Consider the following 16,490-nt stretch of genomic DNA (forward strand, 5'->3'; position numbering starts at 1 on the left):
TAAAGAAAGGATACTTGGTGTGTATATCGATACACCAGGTAATGTTACTTTTGATATAGGCTATAGCAAGCTTGATGAACTGAAAATATCTTTTGAGGATTTTGACTTTGATATCTATATAATTGAATCAGACTCATCTTCAAAAGCTGAAGCTGGTTCATTTTCAAATTCAGAAGCAGACTCATCTTCAAAAGCTGAAGATATATCATTTTCAAATTCAGAATCAGACTCATCTTCAAAAACTCAAGCTCCTACATCATCAGCTACAGGAACAGTTTCTTGTTCAGGCGATATCAAAGCTATAATCAAAGAGTTCCGCCATATGATAGGTACAAGCTACATTCCTCCGCGCTGGGCATTTGGCTTTGGTCAGAGCAGATGGAGCTACTTCAGTGAAGATGAAGTCAGGGAAGTTGCTGATAAGTATGATGAACTCGGCATTCCGCTTGATATGATCTATCTTGATATAGATTACATGGAAAGGTACAAGGATTTTACCGTTGACGAGAATTCTTTTCCTGAATTCCCAGAGTTTGTTTCTGAAATGAAGAAAAGGGGAATCCATCTTGTGCCTATAATCGATGCAGGAGTCAAGGTAGAAGACGGATATGAGACTTACGAAGAAGGGGTAAGAGAAGGATTTTTTGTCCAAAAAGATAATGGAGAGAACCTGGTCGCTGCTGTGTGGCCTGGAAGAGTGCACTTCCCGGACTTTCTTAATGAAAAGGCAAGGGCCTGGTTTGGCGATAAATACAAGGTTCTTCTTGATCAGGGAATTGACGGATTCTGGAACGATATGAATGAGCCCGCAATTTTCTATACGGAAGACCATCTAAGCGAAGTGTTTGAGAAGATTGACGACTATAAGGACAAGAATCTGGATATCAATTCATTCTTCGAATTCAAGGATCTTATAGGTTCGATTGATAATAATGAGGAAGACTACAAGAGATTTTATCATAATTATAAGGGCCAGAAGATAAGGCACGACAAGGTTCACAACATATTTGGCTATAATATGACAAGGGCAGCCGGCGAAGCCTTTGAAAGACTTTCTCCTGATAAAAGAGTCCTCATGTTCTCACGTTCTTCATATATAGGCATGCACAGATACGGAGGCATATGGTGCGGCGACAATAAGTCCTGGTGGTCACATCTTCTTATGAATATTCAGCAGATGCCGGCACTTTCCATGTGCGGATTTTTGTATTCAGGTGCTGATATAGGAGGATTTGGTGCGGACACAACAGAAGACTTGATGTTAAGATGGACTGCATTTGACATATTCACACCTCTTTTCAGGAATCATTCTGCTATGGGAACAAGAAGGCAGGAACTGTACAGGTTTGAAAATACTGACATTTTTAAAAAGCTTGTGGATCTTAGATATGCTCTTTTACCTTATCTGTATTCAGAATTTATGAAGGCGGCTCTAAATGATGAGATGCTCTTTGAGCCTTTGTGTTTTGAGTATGATGGCGACAGAAGCTGTGAAGTCGAGGACCAGCTCCTTCTTGGTGAAAGCATAATGCTGGCGCCTGTATACAAACAGAATACAACAGGAAGATACGTATATCTTCCGGAAGATATGAAGCTGGTTCGTTTCAGGGCTTATGATGACTATGATGAGGAAGTTCTTTCAAAGGGAGATCATTATGTTAAGGCAGGTCTTGGAGAAGTGCTCGTATTTATAAGAAAAGGACACGTGCTTCCTCTTGCAAAGCCTGCAAACAGAACAGGAAACGTTTCAACAGAGAATCTTAAATACATATGCTTTGACGCTGATAAGGATAGTTATAACCTGTATACGGACGATGGAATAACAAGAATATAAGAAGATGCCAAGCCTGTTCTAAAGCATGATTTAATAATTATGCCCTTATGATCAGTGTTACCTGCTTTGGGTATATAAAGTATGATTGATCAGGTTTGATCTTATGAAAGTCTTTAGTGGGAGAGGAGTTTTTACAATGTATATAAATCAATATGGAAATCCGGATGACCCTGTAATTATATTGCTTGCGCCTATGATGGTGTCGGGAGCTGATCTGTATGAACTTATGTATCCGTATTTTACCAAAAGCTATTATGTGATATCGCCTGATCAGGGCGGGCATGGCAATGCTGGAGCATATATTAGTGCAGATGATGAGTATGCAGCTTTAAAGGAGTTTCTACTTGATAATAATATAAGAGATATCGATCTTGTATATGGAGCATCCCTTGGTGTTGCAGTTTCTTACAGACTTTTTCTTGATAAGACTTTTAATGTGAAGCATGCCTTTTTTGACGGAGTAGCACTTACAAAGAGTGCGGGATTGGCAGAATGGTTTATGAAAAAACTCTTTAGAAGCAGGAAAAAGAAACTTAGCAAAACTCAAGCCGAGGCATCAAAAAGCCTCGTAAAGGTATACGGTTATGATTTTGCAAAGATGATGACCAAGAATTTTGAGCGTATCACTTTGGAAGATATTGATGCCATATGTTATGCCTGCTGTCATTATGACCTTCGAAAGCTTACAGATGCTGAGCAAAGAAAGCTTCATCTTGATTTTGGTCAGATGGATCCTGATTACAAGTATTCCAAAAAGACTATTCCTTTATATATGCCTAATGCTGATGTAGTCATTAGGGATGGCTATACACATTGCAGCTATATGGCTGCGCATCCTAAAGAATATGTAGAGCAGATTGAAAGCTTTATAAGACTATAGCCAGAAAACCTTTAACTTGTATGTTCGTTTATTAGATAAATCATGTAGGAGATGCAATGGCTGATTCATATGCAAAGATCAATAAAACTCTCATAAGTACGCAGGTTGAAGACCAAATGATGGAGTATATCCTTGGCGAGTGCAATGTGGGAGATAAGCTTCCCAATGAGTTTGAGCTTGCCAAAAAGTTCGATACCAGCAGGTCTACAATCCGTGAAGTCATGAAGACTATTGCCAGTCATGGCATAGTAGAGATAAGGCACGGTTCAGGGACTTACGTGATATCCAAAAGTCCTAAGATCGCAGATTCTGATCCGCTTCATTTGTCAGGTCGCAAAGATAAGTACAGACTTGCGCTCGAACTTTTTGACGTAAGACTTATGCTTGAGCCTGAGATAGCTGCTATGGCTGCTGATCTTAGGACCAAGGAGCAGGCAAAAGAAGTACTGAGGTTATGCGATGAAGTAGAAGCATTATATGAAAGTGGAGCTGATCATTCGAAAAAAGATGCAGAGTTTCATGCCTGTATAGCGGCCTGCTCAGGTAATCTTGTAGTGCAGTCGCTTGTTCCCATTATTCAGTCTGCTATTATTACCTTTTGTAATGTTACGCAGAGGAAACTTAAAAATGAGACAATCATCACGCATAGAGCCATTACCAATGCGATCTTAAATAAAGATGCAATTGGAGCAAGATGTGCGATGATTACTCACTTATCATCAAACAGAGATGCAATTCTTGAAATGATCAGAAAAAGAGAGAAGTCGTCTGATGACTTTTGATGTTCTTATGATTTTTTGTTCATTATGATCATTATGCATGGCATAAACGCTTAATGTTTATGCCATATTTTGTAGAAAAGTATAGAAAAAGAGGTCAGGTGCCTAAACAACTTGTCTGATGTCTACATGATGGATATATTGGTTATATAGCAAGTTATGGAAACTTGCAGGGAGCAAAAACTTATATACTCATGTAAAGGGGACAAACTATGGAAACTATCACACTTGATCCAACCAGACTTGCGCTGGCAGCAATAATTGGTCTTATTATTCTGCTGGTGCTGATCATTAAATTTCATGTTCACGCCATGATCTCAATTCTTGTCGGTGCATTAAGCATAGGTCTTATTGCAGGCATGCCACTTTCAGAAATAATCGGGGCAGTTAACGACGGTATAGGAAACACTCTTAAGGGTATAGCCCTTTTAGTAGGTCTTGGCTCTATGTTTGGCGCAATCCTTGAAATATCAGGTGGTGCTCAAACTCTTGCAGTTACTACGATCAAGAAATTCGGAGACGAAAAAGCTGCCTGGGCACTTTCGCTTACAGGCCTTGTAATAGCAATCCCGGTATTTTTTGACGCAGGTCTTATCATTCTTATTCCTTTAGCATTTTCACTTGCCAAGAAGGCAAAGCGTTCAACCTTGTTCTATGCAATTCCGCTTCTTGCAGGTCTTGCTGTAGGTCATGCATTTATTCCACCCACACCTGGTCCTGTACTTGTTGCAAATATGCTTGGTGTCGACCTTGGATTTGTAATCCTTGTGGGAATATTCTGCGGATTTTTCTCAATGGTTGTTGCTGGTCCTGTATGGGGCAAGATTGTAGGTAATAAATACATGATCGATGTTCCGGAGTCATATAATCAGCCTGATATTGATGAATCAAAGCTCCCAAAATTCGGAACAATTGTATCAATAATCTTAATCCCACTTGTACTTATCATTCTTAAATCTGTAGCAGGAGTTATACCGGCTATGGAAGGACTTATGCCTGTACTTAGCTTCTTTGGTGAGCCATTTGTAGCTCTTCTTATTGCTACTATAGTTGCAATGATCCTTCTTGGGACCAAGAACGGATACAGCATGAAGGATCTTGAAAAAGTAATGTCCAAGTCACTTGAGCCAACAGGTCTTATACTTTTAGTAACAGCCTGCGGTGGTGTACTCAGATACATGCTTCAGTATTCAGGAATCGGAGAGATCATAGGTAATGTTACAGGTTCACTTAACCTTCCTATAGTTGTAGTTGCATTCCTTATCGCTGCACTTGTACGTATCTGCGTAGGTTCAGCAACAGTTGCCATGACAATGGCAGCAGGAATCGTAGCATCACTTCCTGCAATACAGGGATTATCACCTTTATATCTTGCATGCACAGTTGCTGCAGTAGCAGGTGGTGCGACAGTATGCTCACATTTCAATGATTCAGGTTTCTGGCTTGTCAGATCCCTTATCGGAATTGATGAAAAGACAACACTCAAAACCTGGACCATCATGGAGACACTTGTAGGAACAGTTGGTTTTGCTGTAGCACTTATAATTTCTTTATTTGCTTGATGATCACAATATTTTAAGAATATAATCTTTATATTTTTAGTATATATCGAAAAAATTTTATGATCATAATCACAATATTTGACAGATATATGAGTTTTAGGAGGTTTTTATGAACTTGATTAGCCAAAAAATGAGAACACTTGCGCCGGAGCTTGATCCTTTACGTATAGGAACAGGCTGGAAGCCCGAGGATCTGTCCAAACCGCAGGTATTTATAGAAAGCACCTTTGGAGATTCTCATCCGGGAAGTGGGCATCTTGATAAGCTTGTTGAAAAAGTTCGTGAAGGTGTTAAGGATGCAGGAGGACACGGAGCAAGATATTTTGCTACTGATATGTGCGATGGTGAAAGCCAGGGAACAGATGGTATCAATTATTCACTTGCAAGCCGTGAGATGATCGCAAACATGATCGAGATCCAGGAAAACGCCACTCCTTTTGACTCGGGAGTATATCTTGCAAGCTGTGATAAGGGAGCTCCTGGTAATCTTATGGGAATGCTTCGCGTAGATATCCCATCTTTGTTTGTAGCAGGTGGAACCATGAACGCAGGCCCTGAAATGCTGACACTTGAGCAGCTTGGAATGTACAGTGCCAAGTTTGAGCGAGGTGAGATAGATGAAGAGAAGTTCTGCTGGGCCAAGCACAATGCGTGCCCTTCCTGCGGCGCCTGCTCATTTATAGGAACAGCATCCACAATGCAGATAATGGCTGAAGCACTTGGCTTATCACTTCCTGGTTCAGCCCTTATGCCCGCAACAAGCCCTGATCTTTTGGACTATGCTTATAGGTCAGGCCGAAGGGCTGTCGAGATGGCAGGTGATGATTCTATGAAGCCGTCTAATATTCTTTCTATAAAGAGCTTTGAAAATGCGATCATGGTACATGCTGCAATTTCAGGATCTACTAACACACTTCTTCATCTTCCTGCTATTGCTCATGAGCTGGGAATAGATATAACAGGAGATACTTTTGACAGGATTCACAGAGGGGCTCATTATCTTCTTGATGTACGACCGGCAGGAAGATGGCCTGCTGAGGTATTCTATTATGCAGGCGGTGTTCCGGCTATCATGGAGGAGATCAAGGAGTCACTTCACCTTGATGTAATGACAGTAACAGGTAAGACCCTGGGCGAGAACCTTGAAGAATTAAAGCAAAACGGTTTCTATGAAAAGTGTCAGAAATGGCTTGATGGATTCAATACAAGATATGGAATAAAAGTATCAAAAGAAGATATCATCCGTCCTTATGATAAGGCAATAGGAACAGATGGCTCTATTGCAGTACTTAAAGGAAATCTTGCTCCGGAAGGAGCTGTAATAAAGCATACAGCATGTCCTAAAGAGATGTACAAAGCAGTACTTAGAGCAAGACCTTTCGATTCTGAGGAAGAGTGCCTTGATGCTGTACTTCATCATAAGGTGGAAAAAGGAGATGCAGTCTTTATCAGATATGAAGGTCCTAAGGGAAGCGGAATGCCTGAGATGTTCTATACATCAGAGGCAATAAGTTCTGATAAGGAACTTGGAAGATCAATAGCACTTATTACTGACGGACGATTCTCAGGTGCTTCTACTGGTCCTGTTATAGGCCACTGTTCACCTGAAGCTGCAAGCGGCGGTCCAATAGCTCTTGTGGAAGAAGGCGATCTTATTGAGCTTGACGTATTTGAAAGAAAGCTTAATATCATAGGTGTTAATGGACAGAAGAAAACTCCTGAAGAAATTGATGAGATCCTTAAAGTCAGAAGGGCTAACTGGAAGCCAAGACCAAGAAAGTATAAGAGGGGAACACTCAGACTTTTCTCTGATCACGCAGTAAGCCCTATGCGCGGCGCATGGCTTGACTATGAAGAGTGATATTTAGAGGAGTAAGTTAAGAATTTGTATTCCTATGACTAAAAAATATGGCGGTTTTTCATTTATAGCTTTTTAATGAAAGTGATAAATGCAGAAACCGTCATTTTTTATGCTTGATACAGCTTGGGTAATAACATAAAATAAAAAATAATTTAATATATTTTATAACGAGCAAAAAGCAAAGCTTTTGCGAGTTTAACTCCAGATGTGAGAGAAAGGAAATAATCCAGTCATAAGCTGATAATTGGATTATATGTGACTAAAGTGACAGATAATCAAAAATATTGGTCATTAAAGCGTGATGAACTAGTTAATGCTATAAGTAAGCTTGGCTTTCCCAAAGAACTTGGGCAGCAGATAGCGTCCCAGCTTGGAAGTCCTAAGGCAATGGACAGGATGCTTTCATATATTTATAATGTCAGACCAGATAAGGCAGAGCTTATTGTTGATGAGATGCTTGCTATCTGCAGTGATATAGAAACCTGGCATAACAAGAAAGAGTCTGAGGCTGCAAACGCAAGATATAACGAGATTCTTAACTATGGACTTACGACAGGAGGAGATGAGTATGACTTTAAGTGAAACTTTGGACAGGCTATTTGACAAGGCTAAAACTGATGATGATCTTAGGAAGAAACTTATAGATACCAAGAATTCCAAGAATCCCTTATCAGATTTTTGCGATATCGCTACAGCTAATGGTTTTGTCATATCTGTAATGGATATGATCAATCAAGGTGAAGAGTTCTATGCTGAAATAAAGAGAAGCACTAATGGCGGTGGTGAGAATTCTCCTGATCTTGACGACTGGAATGATGAATATTCAATCTTCATGATGAGACTTGAAAGAATTTAGCCATGTGACTTGTAAAAATTTAGCCGTGTGACTTGTAAAAATTTAGCCATGTGATATGTAAAAATTTAGCGATGATACTTGAATGAATTAAGTTATGATACTTAAAAGAATATAGTAACTTAGGCTTTGCTGATCTGCCGAGGGAGGTGTATATGTTTTTTAACAAAAAAATACAAAAGAAAACATATGACAAAGAAAACCAAAAGCCAGTCATAAAGGCAAGTATATGTAATGGCGAACAGGTGGCAGGTTTTATGGACATCCATACAGGAGCTTTTGAGGAAGTCATGCTCATAAGAGACAGCGGTGATCTTGTTTTGTTTAAAGACACCTATGGCATAGATGAGGATATACAAAAAATATATTAAAAGAGGTTTAGAAAGCATGAAGATTTTGTTTATTGGCAATAGCCATACGTATATGAATGATATGCCGGAAATAACCAGGCAGATGATAGAAGATGCTACAGGTAAATCCTGTGAGGTATTTATGCTTGCGTATTCAGGCAGATCTTTAAAGTGGCATATGGGAGAAGAATATTTTTCTGAACGCTTTAATATACTTCACGGAGGCTATGACTATTGCGTGATCCAGGAACAGGCCCATCCTATGACAGATGAAGCTGATACTATCACATATGCTTCAAGGATCATAGAGCTTTGCCACGAAGCAGGTACTGTTCCTGTCATATTTGAAACCTGGGCAGAGAAGGTTAAGCCTGAGAATCAGACAGAGATGAATCGCAGATACCAGGAACTTTCTAAAAATCAAAATGTGTTACTTGCACCTGTTGGGGAAGTCTGGAGCAGGGTTCTGGGAGAGCTTGCAGATAAGAAGGATGCGGATCTGTATTACAAGGATGGCGAGCATGCAAGTGCGCTTGGCGACTATCTTGTAGCTATGGTCATAACAAAGACTATTACTGGAGAGCTGCCATCAGAGACTTTTCTTAAATCATTTGATTTTACATTTCCTGATACTAAATGGTTCCCTGTAAAGGAAAAGGTAGAGGATGAAGTTGTCACTATAGATCCTGAGTTTGCAGATATTATAAGAAAAAGCATAAATTAATAGAAAGTAAGGCACAAAAATGGAATTATTTGAAGGAAGACCTTTGAATTCTGAAGGTCGCTTGGAAAGAGAAGTTAGAGTTTATGACTACCTGGATGAACTGGGGATAGAATATAAGAGAGCTGATCATGAGGCTGCAACTACAATGGAAGCGTGCGAAGCAGTTGACAGAGCACTTGGGATTCTTATGTGCAAGAATCTTTTCCTTTGTAACAGACAAAAGACAAAGTTCTATCTATTACTAATGCCTGGTGATAAGAAATTTAAGACCAAAGAGTTATCAAAACAGATTGGTTCAGCAAGGCTTTCTTTTGCTGAGGCAGACGATATGCTTAAGTATCTTGATATTGAGCCTGGATCAGTAAGCGTAATGGGACTTATGAATGATAAGAACCAAGAAGTAAAACTTTTAATTGATGAAGACCTGTTAAGCTCAGAGTACTTTGGCTGTCATCCATGCGTATGTACATCAAGTCTTAAGATAACGACTACAGATATTCTTGAAAAGTTTCTGCCATCTGTTGGACATGAGCCACAAATGGTACATCTTGTTGGTGAAGATTAGTGACGTATTCACAATAGCACATAGTGCGGATTTGTGAATCTTTGATTCAATAATGCTTTTTTAGGGAGGGGATTACTATGTTAATGAACAGAACACTAAAGTCAATACTTACAGATCCTTTGATCTCGCAGATTTCAGCAGATGCGATCAAAAATATGGATCTGTCAAAGGAAGAATACTACAACTGGACGCTTCAAGAGATAGCGGACAAGATGGGATGGCACAGTCTTAACAGCGGATTCACCAAGCTTTTTGAGGTGGCAAGGACCGGTAATTATTATTTCAATCTATATTCTGAAGATGAAGTACTTGCTGATCCTGAAAAGAAGGGAGCTAATTTTGTATATTTTCCTTCTAAAGATGAAAAAGCTAAAGACAGGCCTTTCATTGTGCTTATACCCGGCGGCGGATTTGTAAATGTCTGGAATATTACTGAGGGCTGGCCTATTGCCAATATTTATAATGAACTTGGATATAATGTTTTCATTATTACTTACAGGGTTATGGTAGATGGCTGCGCAGTAAAGGCTATGGAAGATATCAGCAGGGCGATGAAGATCATTAACTCTAAAAAAGATGAATTCGGAGTTGATCCAAACAGGTATATTACATGCGGATTTTCTGCCGGCGGTTACGTTTTGTGCCTGTGGAATAGTGATAAAGGCTACAGGGCTTATGACATGCCTAAGCCTCTTGCCTGTTTCCCGATATATCCTGTAACTTCTTTTCGCATAATCAGAGATAATATGTGGGATCCAAAGGCCAAAGAAGACTGCGCGGTGGGAAGCGTTGGATGCAGTATTGACAAGGCGTGTGAGTCAAGCTTTGAAATACCTGAGCATGTAGAGGGATTCCCTCCTACTGCTATATTCCTTGCAGCAGAAGATGATCTTGTTAATCCTCTTCATTCCAAGAATCTGGCTAAAGCTTTGGAAGAAGCAGGCATTCCATGCAGACTTGAAATTGGACCTGCAGGAGGGCACGGCTTTTCTGATGGAAAGGGCATGTGCATGGAGGGATGGCCAGAGAGAGCAATTGAATGGTTTGAGAATTTATAAGTTTCTTTGCGTGTGACATAAGTGTGATAAAGGTAGTGTTATATTTTTTCTAGTAAATAAATCAAATACAAAAACAAAAAAGAGAGGATACTTACTATGAAAAAAATATTAACAGTACTTTCAGGAATTCTTATGGCAGCAGCACTTATGATCCATGTACCGGCATTAGCAAATGTGGCATGTGCTCAGGAACCAATATACATGGTTAAAGAGTCACAGTATGTTGTAGGCGTGTACGCAGTTGATGATTATGGAGAAGAAGTTGTAATTGCTCTGTATGATAACGGTGTACAGGATATAGCATACATAACCAATGGAGTTGTATCTTTCTATGATTTCTATACAGTAACTCCTATAAGCGTTGCAGGTGCATCAGAAGCAGAGCGCTTTACAGTTGGCGAAATCGGATTTACTTATTGCGAGATCAATGGTGGCCAGTACATCTTTACAGATGATGGAGATGTTTACTACGCTGAATATATTTCAGCATATGAGGTAGAGCAGATCCGTAAATGATCTGCTCTAATCCATCTTGATCCTCGGGAGTATGGGGCATTAACGTATGGATAAGATAAGGCTTGGACAATTCTTTTTGATATTGTGCTGTATGATGTATCTTATATGGTGGCTTAAATCTTATCATCCTACAAAGGGTGATGATCACTATACAGGTGTAAGCGGTATAATGCTTATCATCACATCCATACTTGGCCTTATAGGAATGCTGTTTAACATGTCTGGGATACTGGACCTATCCCCTGTTAACGGATTTATAAATGGAAATGTTATTATTATTTCCGGTCTTATCGCATACCCTGTCCTATTCGTAATAACGCAGTTTATACTTCACAGAGTTGTTACAACAGAGCTTTTCTTAATAGTAGGATGGGTGATGCTTGAAACAGCTTCTATCAATATAGCATATGCTTTGGAACATGTTTCTGCCTTTATGGTGATCATGTTCCTTTTCCTTGTCTTTGCAGCAGCTATAATAAGCCTGTATTTTTATCTTATGTATTTCAAAGTAACTCCTGTTAAAGGCTATATATATGGGGCGATCCCACTTATAACAGAAGCTATATGTATGGGAATATATATTCTTATCTCAAGATGATATATTTACTCCTATCTCAAGATGATATATTTACTCCTTGACACTAATTTTTAACTATGCTAAATTACAAATAATAACAGGGCAAGGGCGTTCTTTAGACGGAACGCCCTGTTTGTTTTTATAGAGTGAGCAAAGGCGCTTATGTATATTTTTTACATAGGCGCCTTTCTTTATAAGATTCTTATAAAGAAAAGGTGTCGGCAGCGGCATGTTGTGTTCCACTCTCGTCAATCATGAAGAATGGGGGAAAAATGAAGACACTAGAACAGCAGTTATTAAAGCACACGGATAAGATCAATACTTTGCTGGCCCGATACGGAGTAAAATTCGGAATCTATAAAAACAACACATTTAAGGAACAGTTGTTTCCCTTTGATGCGATACCAAGGATTATAGAAAATTCAGAATTCGAAATGTTAGAAAGAGGGCTGAAGCAGAGAGTTTTAGCCCTCAATTTTTTTCTTAAGGATATCTATTCTGAGAAGAGAATTGTTAAGGACAAGGTTGTACCTGAGGATTTTATTTATGCGTCCTCTGGATATATGGCAGAATGCGAAGGTGTTATGCCTGTAAAAGGCATTTATTCTCACATCTCCGGAATTGACCTTGTCAAAGGCAAAGACAACAAATGGTATATTCTTGAAGACAATCTAAGGGTACCCTCCGGGGCTTCCTATCCTATGATTGCCAGAGATCTTTGCAGGAAGAGTTCTCCTGAAACATTTCATAACACAAGGCTCATTGACAATCGCAATTATGCAAGTCTTTTAAGGAAGACAATGGATCATGTAAATACAGGAGGTCATTCTGTAATACTCACTCCGGGTCGTTATAATGCAGCATATTTTGAGCACTCATACCTTGCTGAGAAGACAGGCGCACATCTTGTAAGTGGTCCTGAACTTTTTGTGGAAAATGATAATCTCTATTATGTTACATCAAGTGGTACCAGGGAAAAAGTCGGAGTCGTATACAGGAGAATATCAGATGAATACCTGGATCCTATGAATTTCAATCCAGTGTCGCTGATAGGAGTTCCGCATATCTACGATGTATTCAGAAAGGGAAATGTGTCACTTATGAATGCGCCCGGTAATGGCGTAGCTGATGATAAGGGCATCTATTACTTTGTTCCTAAGATGATCAAGTATTATCTTAATGAGGATGCGATCCTTAGTAATGCGCCTACATACCTTCCTTTTTATGAAGAAGACATGAAGTATGTACTTGAACACTTTGATGATCTTGTATTAAAAGATGTGGCAGAAGCCGGAGGCTATGGAGTTGTCTTTGGAAATACCATGAGTTCTCAGCAAAAAGAAGATTTCATAAAACTTCTTAAAGAAGAGCCGCGCAGATTTATAGCACAGGAAGTAATAGACTTTCAGGATCTGGACATTCTTGATAATGATGAGATCGTACCAAGAAAGGCTGATCTAAGAGCATTTGTTTTAATGTCAGACGAGCCGCATGTCTGGGCCAGCGGTCTTACACGATTTTCACGTAACCCGGATTCATTTATTGTAAATTCTTCACAGGGAGGAGGTTTTAAAGACACATGGGTATTAAGTCAGTAATGAACACTGACCGCCTGTACTGGCTTGGTCGCTATTCCGAAAGGGTGTATACTACGCTTAAACTGTTCTCCCGCTCGTTCGATTATCTGATCGAGCAGTACGGTGATGACCACAGAGCTTTCTGCGAGTCGCTGGAGATCCCGGACATCTACCGGGACAAGGATGATTTCATTGATCGGTATGCTTTCAGCCTGGAGGATCCCAATTCCATCATTTCCAACCTGTACCGAGCGTATGACAACGCGATCGAGCTGCGGGAAGAGATCGGAAGCGAGACGCTCTCCTTCATCCAGATCGCCATCTACGAAATGAGCGCCGCCAAGCGCAGCGAGGCGCCTCTTCTGCATTTCCAGAAGATCACAGATGCGATCCTTGCTTTCTGGGGCTGTGTGGATGACCAGATCGACGACGAGAACACACGCAACATCATCAAGATCGGGAAAAGAATCGAACGGCTGGATCTCTATGCCCGCCTGAAAAAAGAACCGCGGGCCATAAGGCGAGAGGTCAAAAGACTGGCTGGCCGGATCGGCCGCACCGATCTTATCTATTCACAGGACGATCTTCAGAATATCATCGATCTGGCGAATGCGCCGGAGCTTGACTACTGGGAGATCATCCGTCTTGTGGAACAGTTTGTGGAGTGCTGAGCGTGAAACTGCTTTCTTTTCATTATCATCTCAAGATTAAAATGGATGCTCCGGTCAGCGGACACCATTTTACGCTGCGCTGCATCCCTGTGTCGGATTCGATGCAGAGGATCTTGCATCTGCAGTATTATGTATCTCCAAAAGACGACCTGAGCAGCGGCCGCGATCAGTGGGGCAATGCCCTTCTCTGCGGCTGCTGTCACGGTCAGCACACGGCGTTTGAAACCGATCTGTGCGGAGAAGCCGTCACCGGTCTGTCCGCCGGCACACCGGCATTGTCTTTTGAAAAAGAACGAATTTTCAGCTTTGCAACGCCTCTTACTGGAGCGGACGACGCGCTGAAAGAATTTTCCGCAGGCTTGCGGATCCGCACCGGCGCCCCCGAAGAGGCATCTGCCATTATGCACGCCGTGCACGATGCGCTCACGTATGAACCCGGTGCAACGACGGTATCGACCACCGCCGCGGAGTGTTTTGGCATGGGACGCGGCGTCTGCCAGGACTACGCGCACGTCATGCTCGCGGTCCTGCGCGACAAGGGGATCCCGGCCAGATATGTCGCCGGCATGCTTTTGGGAGAGGGAAAAAGCCACGCGTGGGTGGAAGTTCTGCACGAGGGGATCTGGACGCCCTACGATCCCACCAACTGCATTGTCGTATCGGACCAGCATATCAAGTTGTCCCACGGCAGAGACGCGCAGGACTGCACGATTAACCGCGGCATTTTTAAGGGAAACGCGAGCCAAAACACAGACATCTCTGTGATCGTCACAGAGAGCGAAAAGGACGGGAAGAGGCTTTTATGGTAGAAGATATCATCAACATCCGCCTTCCGGTGGAAGAAACATTTCGGATCCGGAAAAACGTGATCAGCAACGGGGAAGGAAAACGGATCTGCGTTGTGACCGGCATTCACGGGGATGAGCTGGAGGGACAGTATGTCTGTTTTCTTCTGGCGCAGACTCTGAGCAGGCAACCGGAAATGCTTCACGGCACCGTGGAGATCTACCCGGCCGCAAACCCTCTGGGGATCGGATCCATAGAGCGTGGAATTCCGGGATTTGATCTGGATATGAACCGCACTTTTCCGGGTTCCGATACCGGCGTCATGACAGAATTTGTGGCGAGCAAACTGGTGTCCGATGTGGCCGGCGCCGATGTGGTTTTTGACATCCACGCGAGCAATATTTTCCTCACGGAAATACCGCAGATCCGCATCAACGAAAGGCACAAAGACCTCCTGCTGCCTCTTGCCGTGGAGGCCAATATGGACTTTATCTGGGTACACGGCGCAAGTACAGTCCTGGAGTCCACGTTTGCATATGCTCTCAATTCCATTGGAACACCCTGCCTGGTCGTGGAGATGGGCGTCGGAATGCGTCTGACCGGGGAATACGGACAGCAGCTGACAAACGGCATTCTGAACACAATGAAGAATCTGGGGATGTGGGGCGGGGACGTTCTTCCTGTCGTCACGCCCATCGTTTCGGACAGTCAGGACGAGGTCATTTATCTGAACGCCCAATGCTCCGGGATGTTCATGAAAACAAAAAGCCACGGCTCCTTTGTCAAAAAAGGAGAAACCGTGGGCTATGTATTCGACCCGCTGGGAGGCGAAGTCCTCGAATATGTAAATGCCGATAAGAGCGGGCTTCTTTTTACGATCCGCGAATATCCGCTGGTAGATGAAGGTTCCCTCATGGGACGGATCCTGGTACGGGGGGCAGAAAAGAAATGAAAGAAAGCATTATTTTTCAGATTCCGCATATTTACCGGGATGATTTCAGGATCCGCGCCTTTACTTTCGGACAGGGCGAAAAAGCGCTTTGTATCGTGGGCAATTCCCGCGGCAACGAATACCAGCAGATCTTCATGTGCTCGAGAGTCCTTCAGCGCCTGAAAAAATGGGAGGCGGAAAGACGTCTCGTGGAAGGCATACAGGTGATGGTGATCCCCTCGATAAATCCCGCCTCCATGAACATCGGCAAAAGATTCTGGAGTATCGACAACACGGATATCAACCGGATGTTTCCCGGCTACTCGCTGGGCGAGACCACACAGCGGATTGCCGCTGCAGTATTTGAAGTTGTCAATAAATACCGCATAGGCGTCCAGTTCACCTCCTTTTATATGCCGGGAGAATTTCAGCCCTATGTGCAGATGATGCGGACAGGATATGAAAGCCCGGAAAAGGCAAGAGATTTCGGACTGCCGTATATTGTGGTCCGTGAACCGAGGCCATACGACACGACCACTCTCAATTATAACTGGCAGATCTGGGAGACCGATGCTTACAGCGTCTACTCCGGCACGACCACGCGCCTTAGCCTTGAGGGAGCGGAAATGGCAGCCGACGCGGTCGAGCGGTTCATGATCTGTAACGGAATCCTAACGGGAACGCCCTCCCCCGCCGAGCCGGGGCGGATCTTCGAATATGATGACCTTTTGAATGTCCGGACCTCCCAGGCAGGCCTGTTCCATAACCTCGCGGATATCAACTCCCCTGTCTCAGCCGGTCAGCTCCTGGCGGAGATCATCGATCCCTGCACCGGAGAAGTCCTCGAGACCCTGCACAGCCCTGCGGACGGCATTCTCTTCTTTAGGTACAACGACCCTCTCATCTATTCGTTTACATCGGCGTTTAAAATCCTTCGTTGATGCAGTGAGTCAAAGGGACAGACCC

18 protein-coding genes are annotated in these 16,490 nt (G+C 42.4%); all 18 read left to right on the forward strand.

The annotated features are described in order from the left end of the window. The coding region (locus K6G87_RS05710) for a TIM-barrel domain-containing protein (RefSeq protein ID WP_296834852.1) at positions 1 to 1,834 on the forward strand (1,834 nt) is incomplete at its 5' end. A 136-nt stretch (positions 1,835 to 1,970) separates the two neighbouring features. Then, entirely contained in the window at positions 1,971 to 2,714 is a 744-nt protein-coding gene (locus tag K6G87_RS05715; RefSeq protein WP_296834853.1) for an alpha/beta fold hydrolase, read from the forward strand. Between the two features lie 56 nt (positions 2,715 to 2,770). Beyond that, positions 2,771 to 3,496 carry a FadR/GntR family transcriptional regulator gene (locus tag K6G87_RS05720; RefSeq protein ID WP_296834854.1) on the forward strand — a complete coding sequence of 242 codons (726 nt, stop codon included), beginning with the start codon at positions 2,771 to 2,773 and terminating at the stop codon, positions 3,494 to 3,496. A 209-nt stretch (positions 3,497 to 3,705) separates the two neighbouring features. Next, on the forward strand, positions 3,706 to 5,055 hold the full coding sequence (locus tag K6G87_RS05725; protein WP_296834855.1) for a GntP family permease: 1,350 nt from the start codon (positions 3,706 to 3,708) through the stop codon (positions 5,053 to 5,055). Between the two features lie 109 nt (positions 5,056 to 5,164). Further along, entirely contained in the window at positions 5,165 to 6,916 is a 1,752-nt protein-coding gene (gene ilvD, locus K6G87_RS05730) for a dihydroxy-acid dehydratase (RefSeq protein ID WP_296834857.1), read from the forward strand. Between the two features lie 264 nt (positions 6,917 to 7,180). After that, entirely contained in the window at positions 7,181 to 7,498 is a 318-nt protein-coding gene (locus K6G87_RS05735) for a hypothetical protein (RefSeq protein WP_296834859.1), read from the forward strand. Beyond that, the gene (locus K6G87_RS05740) at positions 7,485 to 7,772 is read left to right on the forward strand and encodes a Nif11-like leader peptide family natural product precursor (protein WP_296834861.1); all 288 of its coding nucleotides are present in this window, start codon (positions 7,485 to 7,487) and stop codon (positions 7,770 to 7,772) included. The genes K6G87_RS05735 and K6G87_RS05740 overlap by 14 nt, the downstream gene beginning before the upstream one ends. A gap of 152 nt (positions 7,773 to 7,924) precedes the next feature. Next, positions 7,925 to 8,140, forward strand: coding sequence for an aspartate dehydrogenase (locus tag K6G87_RS05745; RefSeq protein WP_296834863.1), 216 nt, complete (start codon positions 7,925 to 7,927; stop codon positions 8,138 to 8,140). A 16-nt stretch (positions 8,141 to 8,156) separates the two neighbouring features. Then, positions 8,157 to 8,843, forward strand: coding sequence for a hypothetical protein (locus K6G87_RS05750; protein WP_296834865.1), 687 nt, complete (start codon positions 8,157 to 8,159; stop codon positions 8,841 to 8,843). A gap of 19 nt (positions 8,844 to 8,862) precedes the next feature. After that, entirely contained in the window at positions 8,863 to 9,408 is a 546-nt protein-coding gene (locus tag K6G87_RS05755) for a prolyl-tRNA synthetase associated domain-containing protein (RefSeq protein WP_296834867.1), read from the forward strand. 77 nt (positions 9,409 to 9,485) lie between these two features. Further along, entirely contained in the window at positions 9,486 to 10,466 is a 981-nt protein-coding gene (locus K6G87_RS05760; RefSeq protein ID WP_296834869.1) for an alpha/beta hydrolase, read from the forward strand. A gap of 96 nt (positions 10,467 to 10,562) precedes the next feature. Then, positions 10,563 to 10,982: a hypothetical protein gene (locus tag K6G87_RS05765; RefSeq protein ID WP_296834871.1), complete on the forward strand. Its 420-nt coding sequence runs from the start codon at positions 10,563 to 10,565 to the stop codon at positions 10,980 to 10,982. Between the two features lie 46 nt (positions 10,983 to 11,028). Then, positions 11,029 to 11,580 (forward strand): hypothetical protein, encoded by a 552-nt coding sequence (locus K6G87_RS05770; RefSeq protein WP_296834873.1) that lies wholly within the window; start codon positions 11,029 to 11,031, stop codon positions 11,578 to 11,580. Between the two features lie 251 nt (positions 11,581 to 11,831). Further along, entirely contained in the window at positions 11,832 to 13,157 is a 1,326-nt protein-coding gene (locus tag K6G87_RS05775) for a circularly permuted type 2 ATP-grasp protein (RefSeq protein WP_296834875.1), read from the forward strand. Beyond that, positions 13,139 to 13,807, forward strand: coding sequence for an alpha-E domain-containing protein (locus K6G87_RS05780; protein ID WP_296834877.1), 669 nt, complete (start codon positions 13,139 to 13,141; stop codon positions 13,805 to 13,807). The genes K6G87_RS05775 and K6G87_RS05780 overlap by 19 nt, the downstream gene beginning before the upstream one ends. Before the next feature lie 2 nt (positions 13,808 to 13,809). After that, complete coding sequence (locus K6G87_RS05785; protein WP_296834879.1) at positions 13,810 to 14,616, forward strand: transglutaminase family protein; 807 nt, start codon at positions 13,810 to 13,812, stop codon at positions 14,614 to 14,616. Further along, complete coding sequence (locus K6G87_RS05790; protein ID WP_296834881.1) at positions 14,610 to 15,545, forward strand: M14 family metallopeptidase; 936 nt, start codon at positions 14,610 to 14,612, stop codon at positions 15,543 to 15,545. Before K6G87_RS05785 ends, K6G87_RS05790 begins: the two co-directional genes overlap by 7 nt. Beyond that, positions 15,542 to 16,465 (forward strand): M14 family metallopeptidase, encoded by a 924-nt coding sequence (locus K6G87_RS05795; protein WP_296834883.1) that lies wholly within the window; start codon positions 15,542 to 15,544, stop codon positions 16,463 to 16,465. The genes K6G87_RS05790 and K6G87_RS05795 overlap by 4 nt, the downstream gene beginning before the upstream one ends. Positions 16,466 to 16,490 lie beyond the last annotated feature (25 nt).

Source organism: Butyrivibrio sp., assembly GCF_024699075.1.

Excerpts from the sequence above, each read along its gene's own strand:
- K6G87_RS05795 (WP_296834883.1), top strand. The coding sequence starts at position 15,542 with ATGAAAGAAAGCATTATTTTTCAGATTCCGCATATTTACCGGGATGAT.
- K6G87_RS05745 (WP_296834863.1), top strand. The coding sequence starts at position 7,925 with ATGTTTTTTAACAAAAAAATACAAAAGAAAACATATGACAAAGAAAAC.
- K6G87_RS05790 (WP_296834881.1), top strand. The coding sequence starts at position 14,610 with ATGGTAGAAGATATCATCAACATCCGCCTTCCGGTGGAAGAAACATTT.
- K6G87_RS05775 (WP_296834875.1), top strand. The coding sequence starts at position 11,832 with ATGAAGACACTAGAACAGCAGTTATTAAAGCACACGGATAAGATCAAT.
- K6G87_RS05780 (WP_296834877.1), top strand. The coding sequence starts at position 13,139 with ATGGGTATTAAGTCAGTAATGAACACTGACCGCCTGTACTGGCTTGGT.
- K6G87_RS05770 (WP_296834873.1), top strand. The coding sequence starts at position 11,029 with ATGGATAAGATAAGGCTTGGACAATTCTTTTTGATATTGTGCTGTATG.
- K6G87_RS05755 (WP_296834867.1), top strand. The coding sequence starts at position 8,863 with ATGGAATTATTTGAAGGAAGACCTTTGAATTCTGAAGGTCGCTTGGAA.
- K6G87_RS05740 (WP_296834861.1), top strand. The coding sequence starts at position 7,485 with ATGACTTTAAGTGAAACTTTGGACAGGCTATTTGACAAGGCTAAAACT.
- K6G87_RS05760 (WP_296834869.1), top strand. The coding sequence starts at position 9,486 with ATGTTAATGAACAGAACACTAAAGTCAATACTTACAGATCCTTTGATC.
- K6G87_RS05765 (WP_296834871.1), top strand. The coding sequence starts at position 10,563 with ATGAAAAAAATATTAACAGTACTTTCAGGAATTCTTATGGCAGCAGCA.
- K6G87_RS05750 (WP_296834865.1), top strand. The coding sequence starts at position 8,157 with ATGAAGATTTTGTTTATTGGCAATAGCCATACGTATATGAATGATATG.
- K6G87_RS05715 (WP_296834853.1), top strand. The coding sequence starts at position 1,971 with ATGTATATAAATCAATATGGAAATCCGGATGACCCTGTAATTATATTG.
- K6G87_RS05725 (WP_296834855.1), top strand. The coding sequence starts at position 3,706 with ATGGAAACTATCACACTTGATCCAACCAGACTTGCGCTGGCAGCAATA.
- K6G87_RS05720 (WP_296834854.1), top strand. The coding sequence starts at position 2,771 with ATGGCTGATTCATATGCAAAGATCAATAAAACTCTCATAAGTACGCAG.
- ilvD (WP_296834857.1), top strand. The coding sequence starts at position 5,165 with ATGAACTTGATTAGCCAAAAAATGAGAACACTTGCGCCGGAGCTTGAT.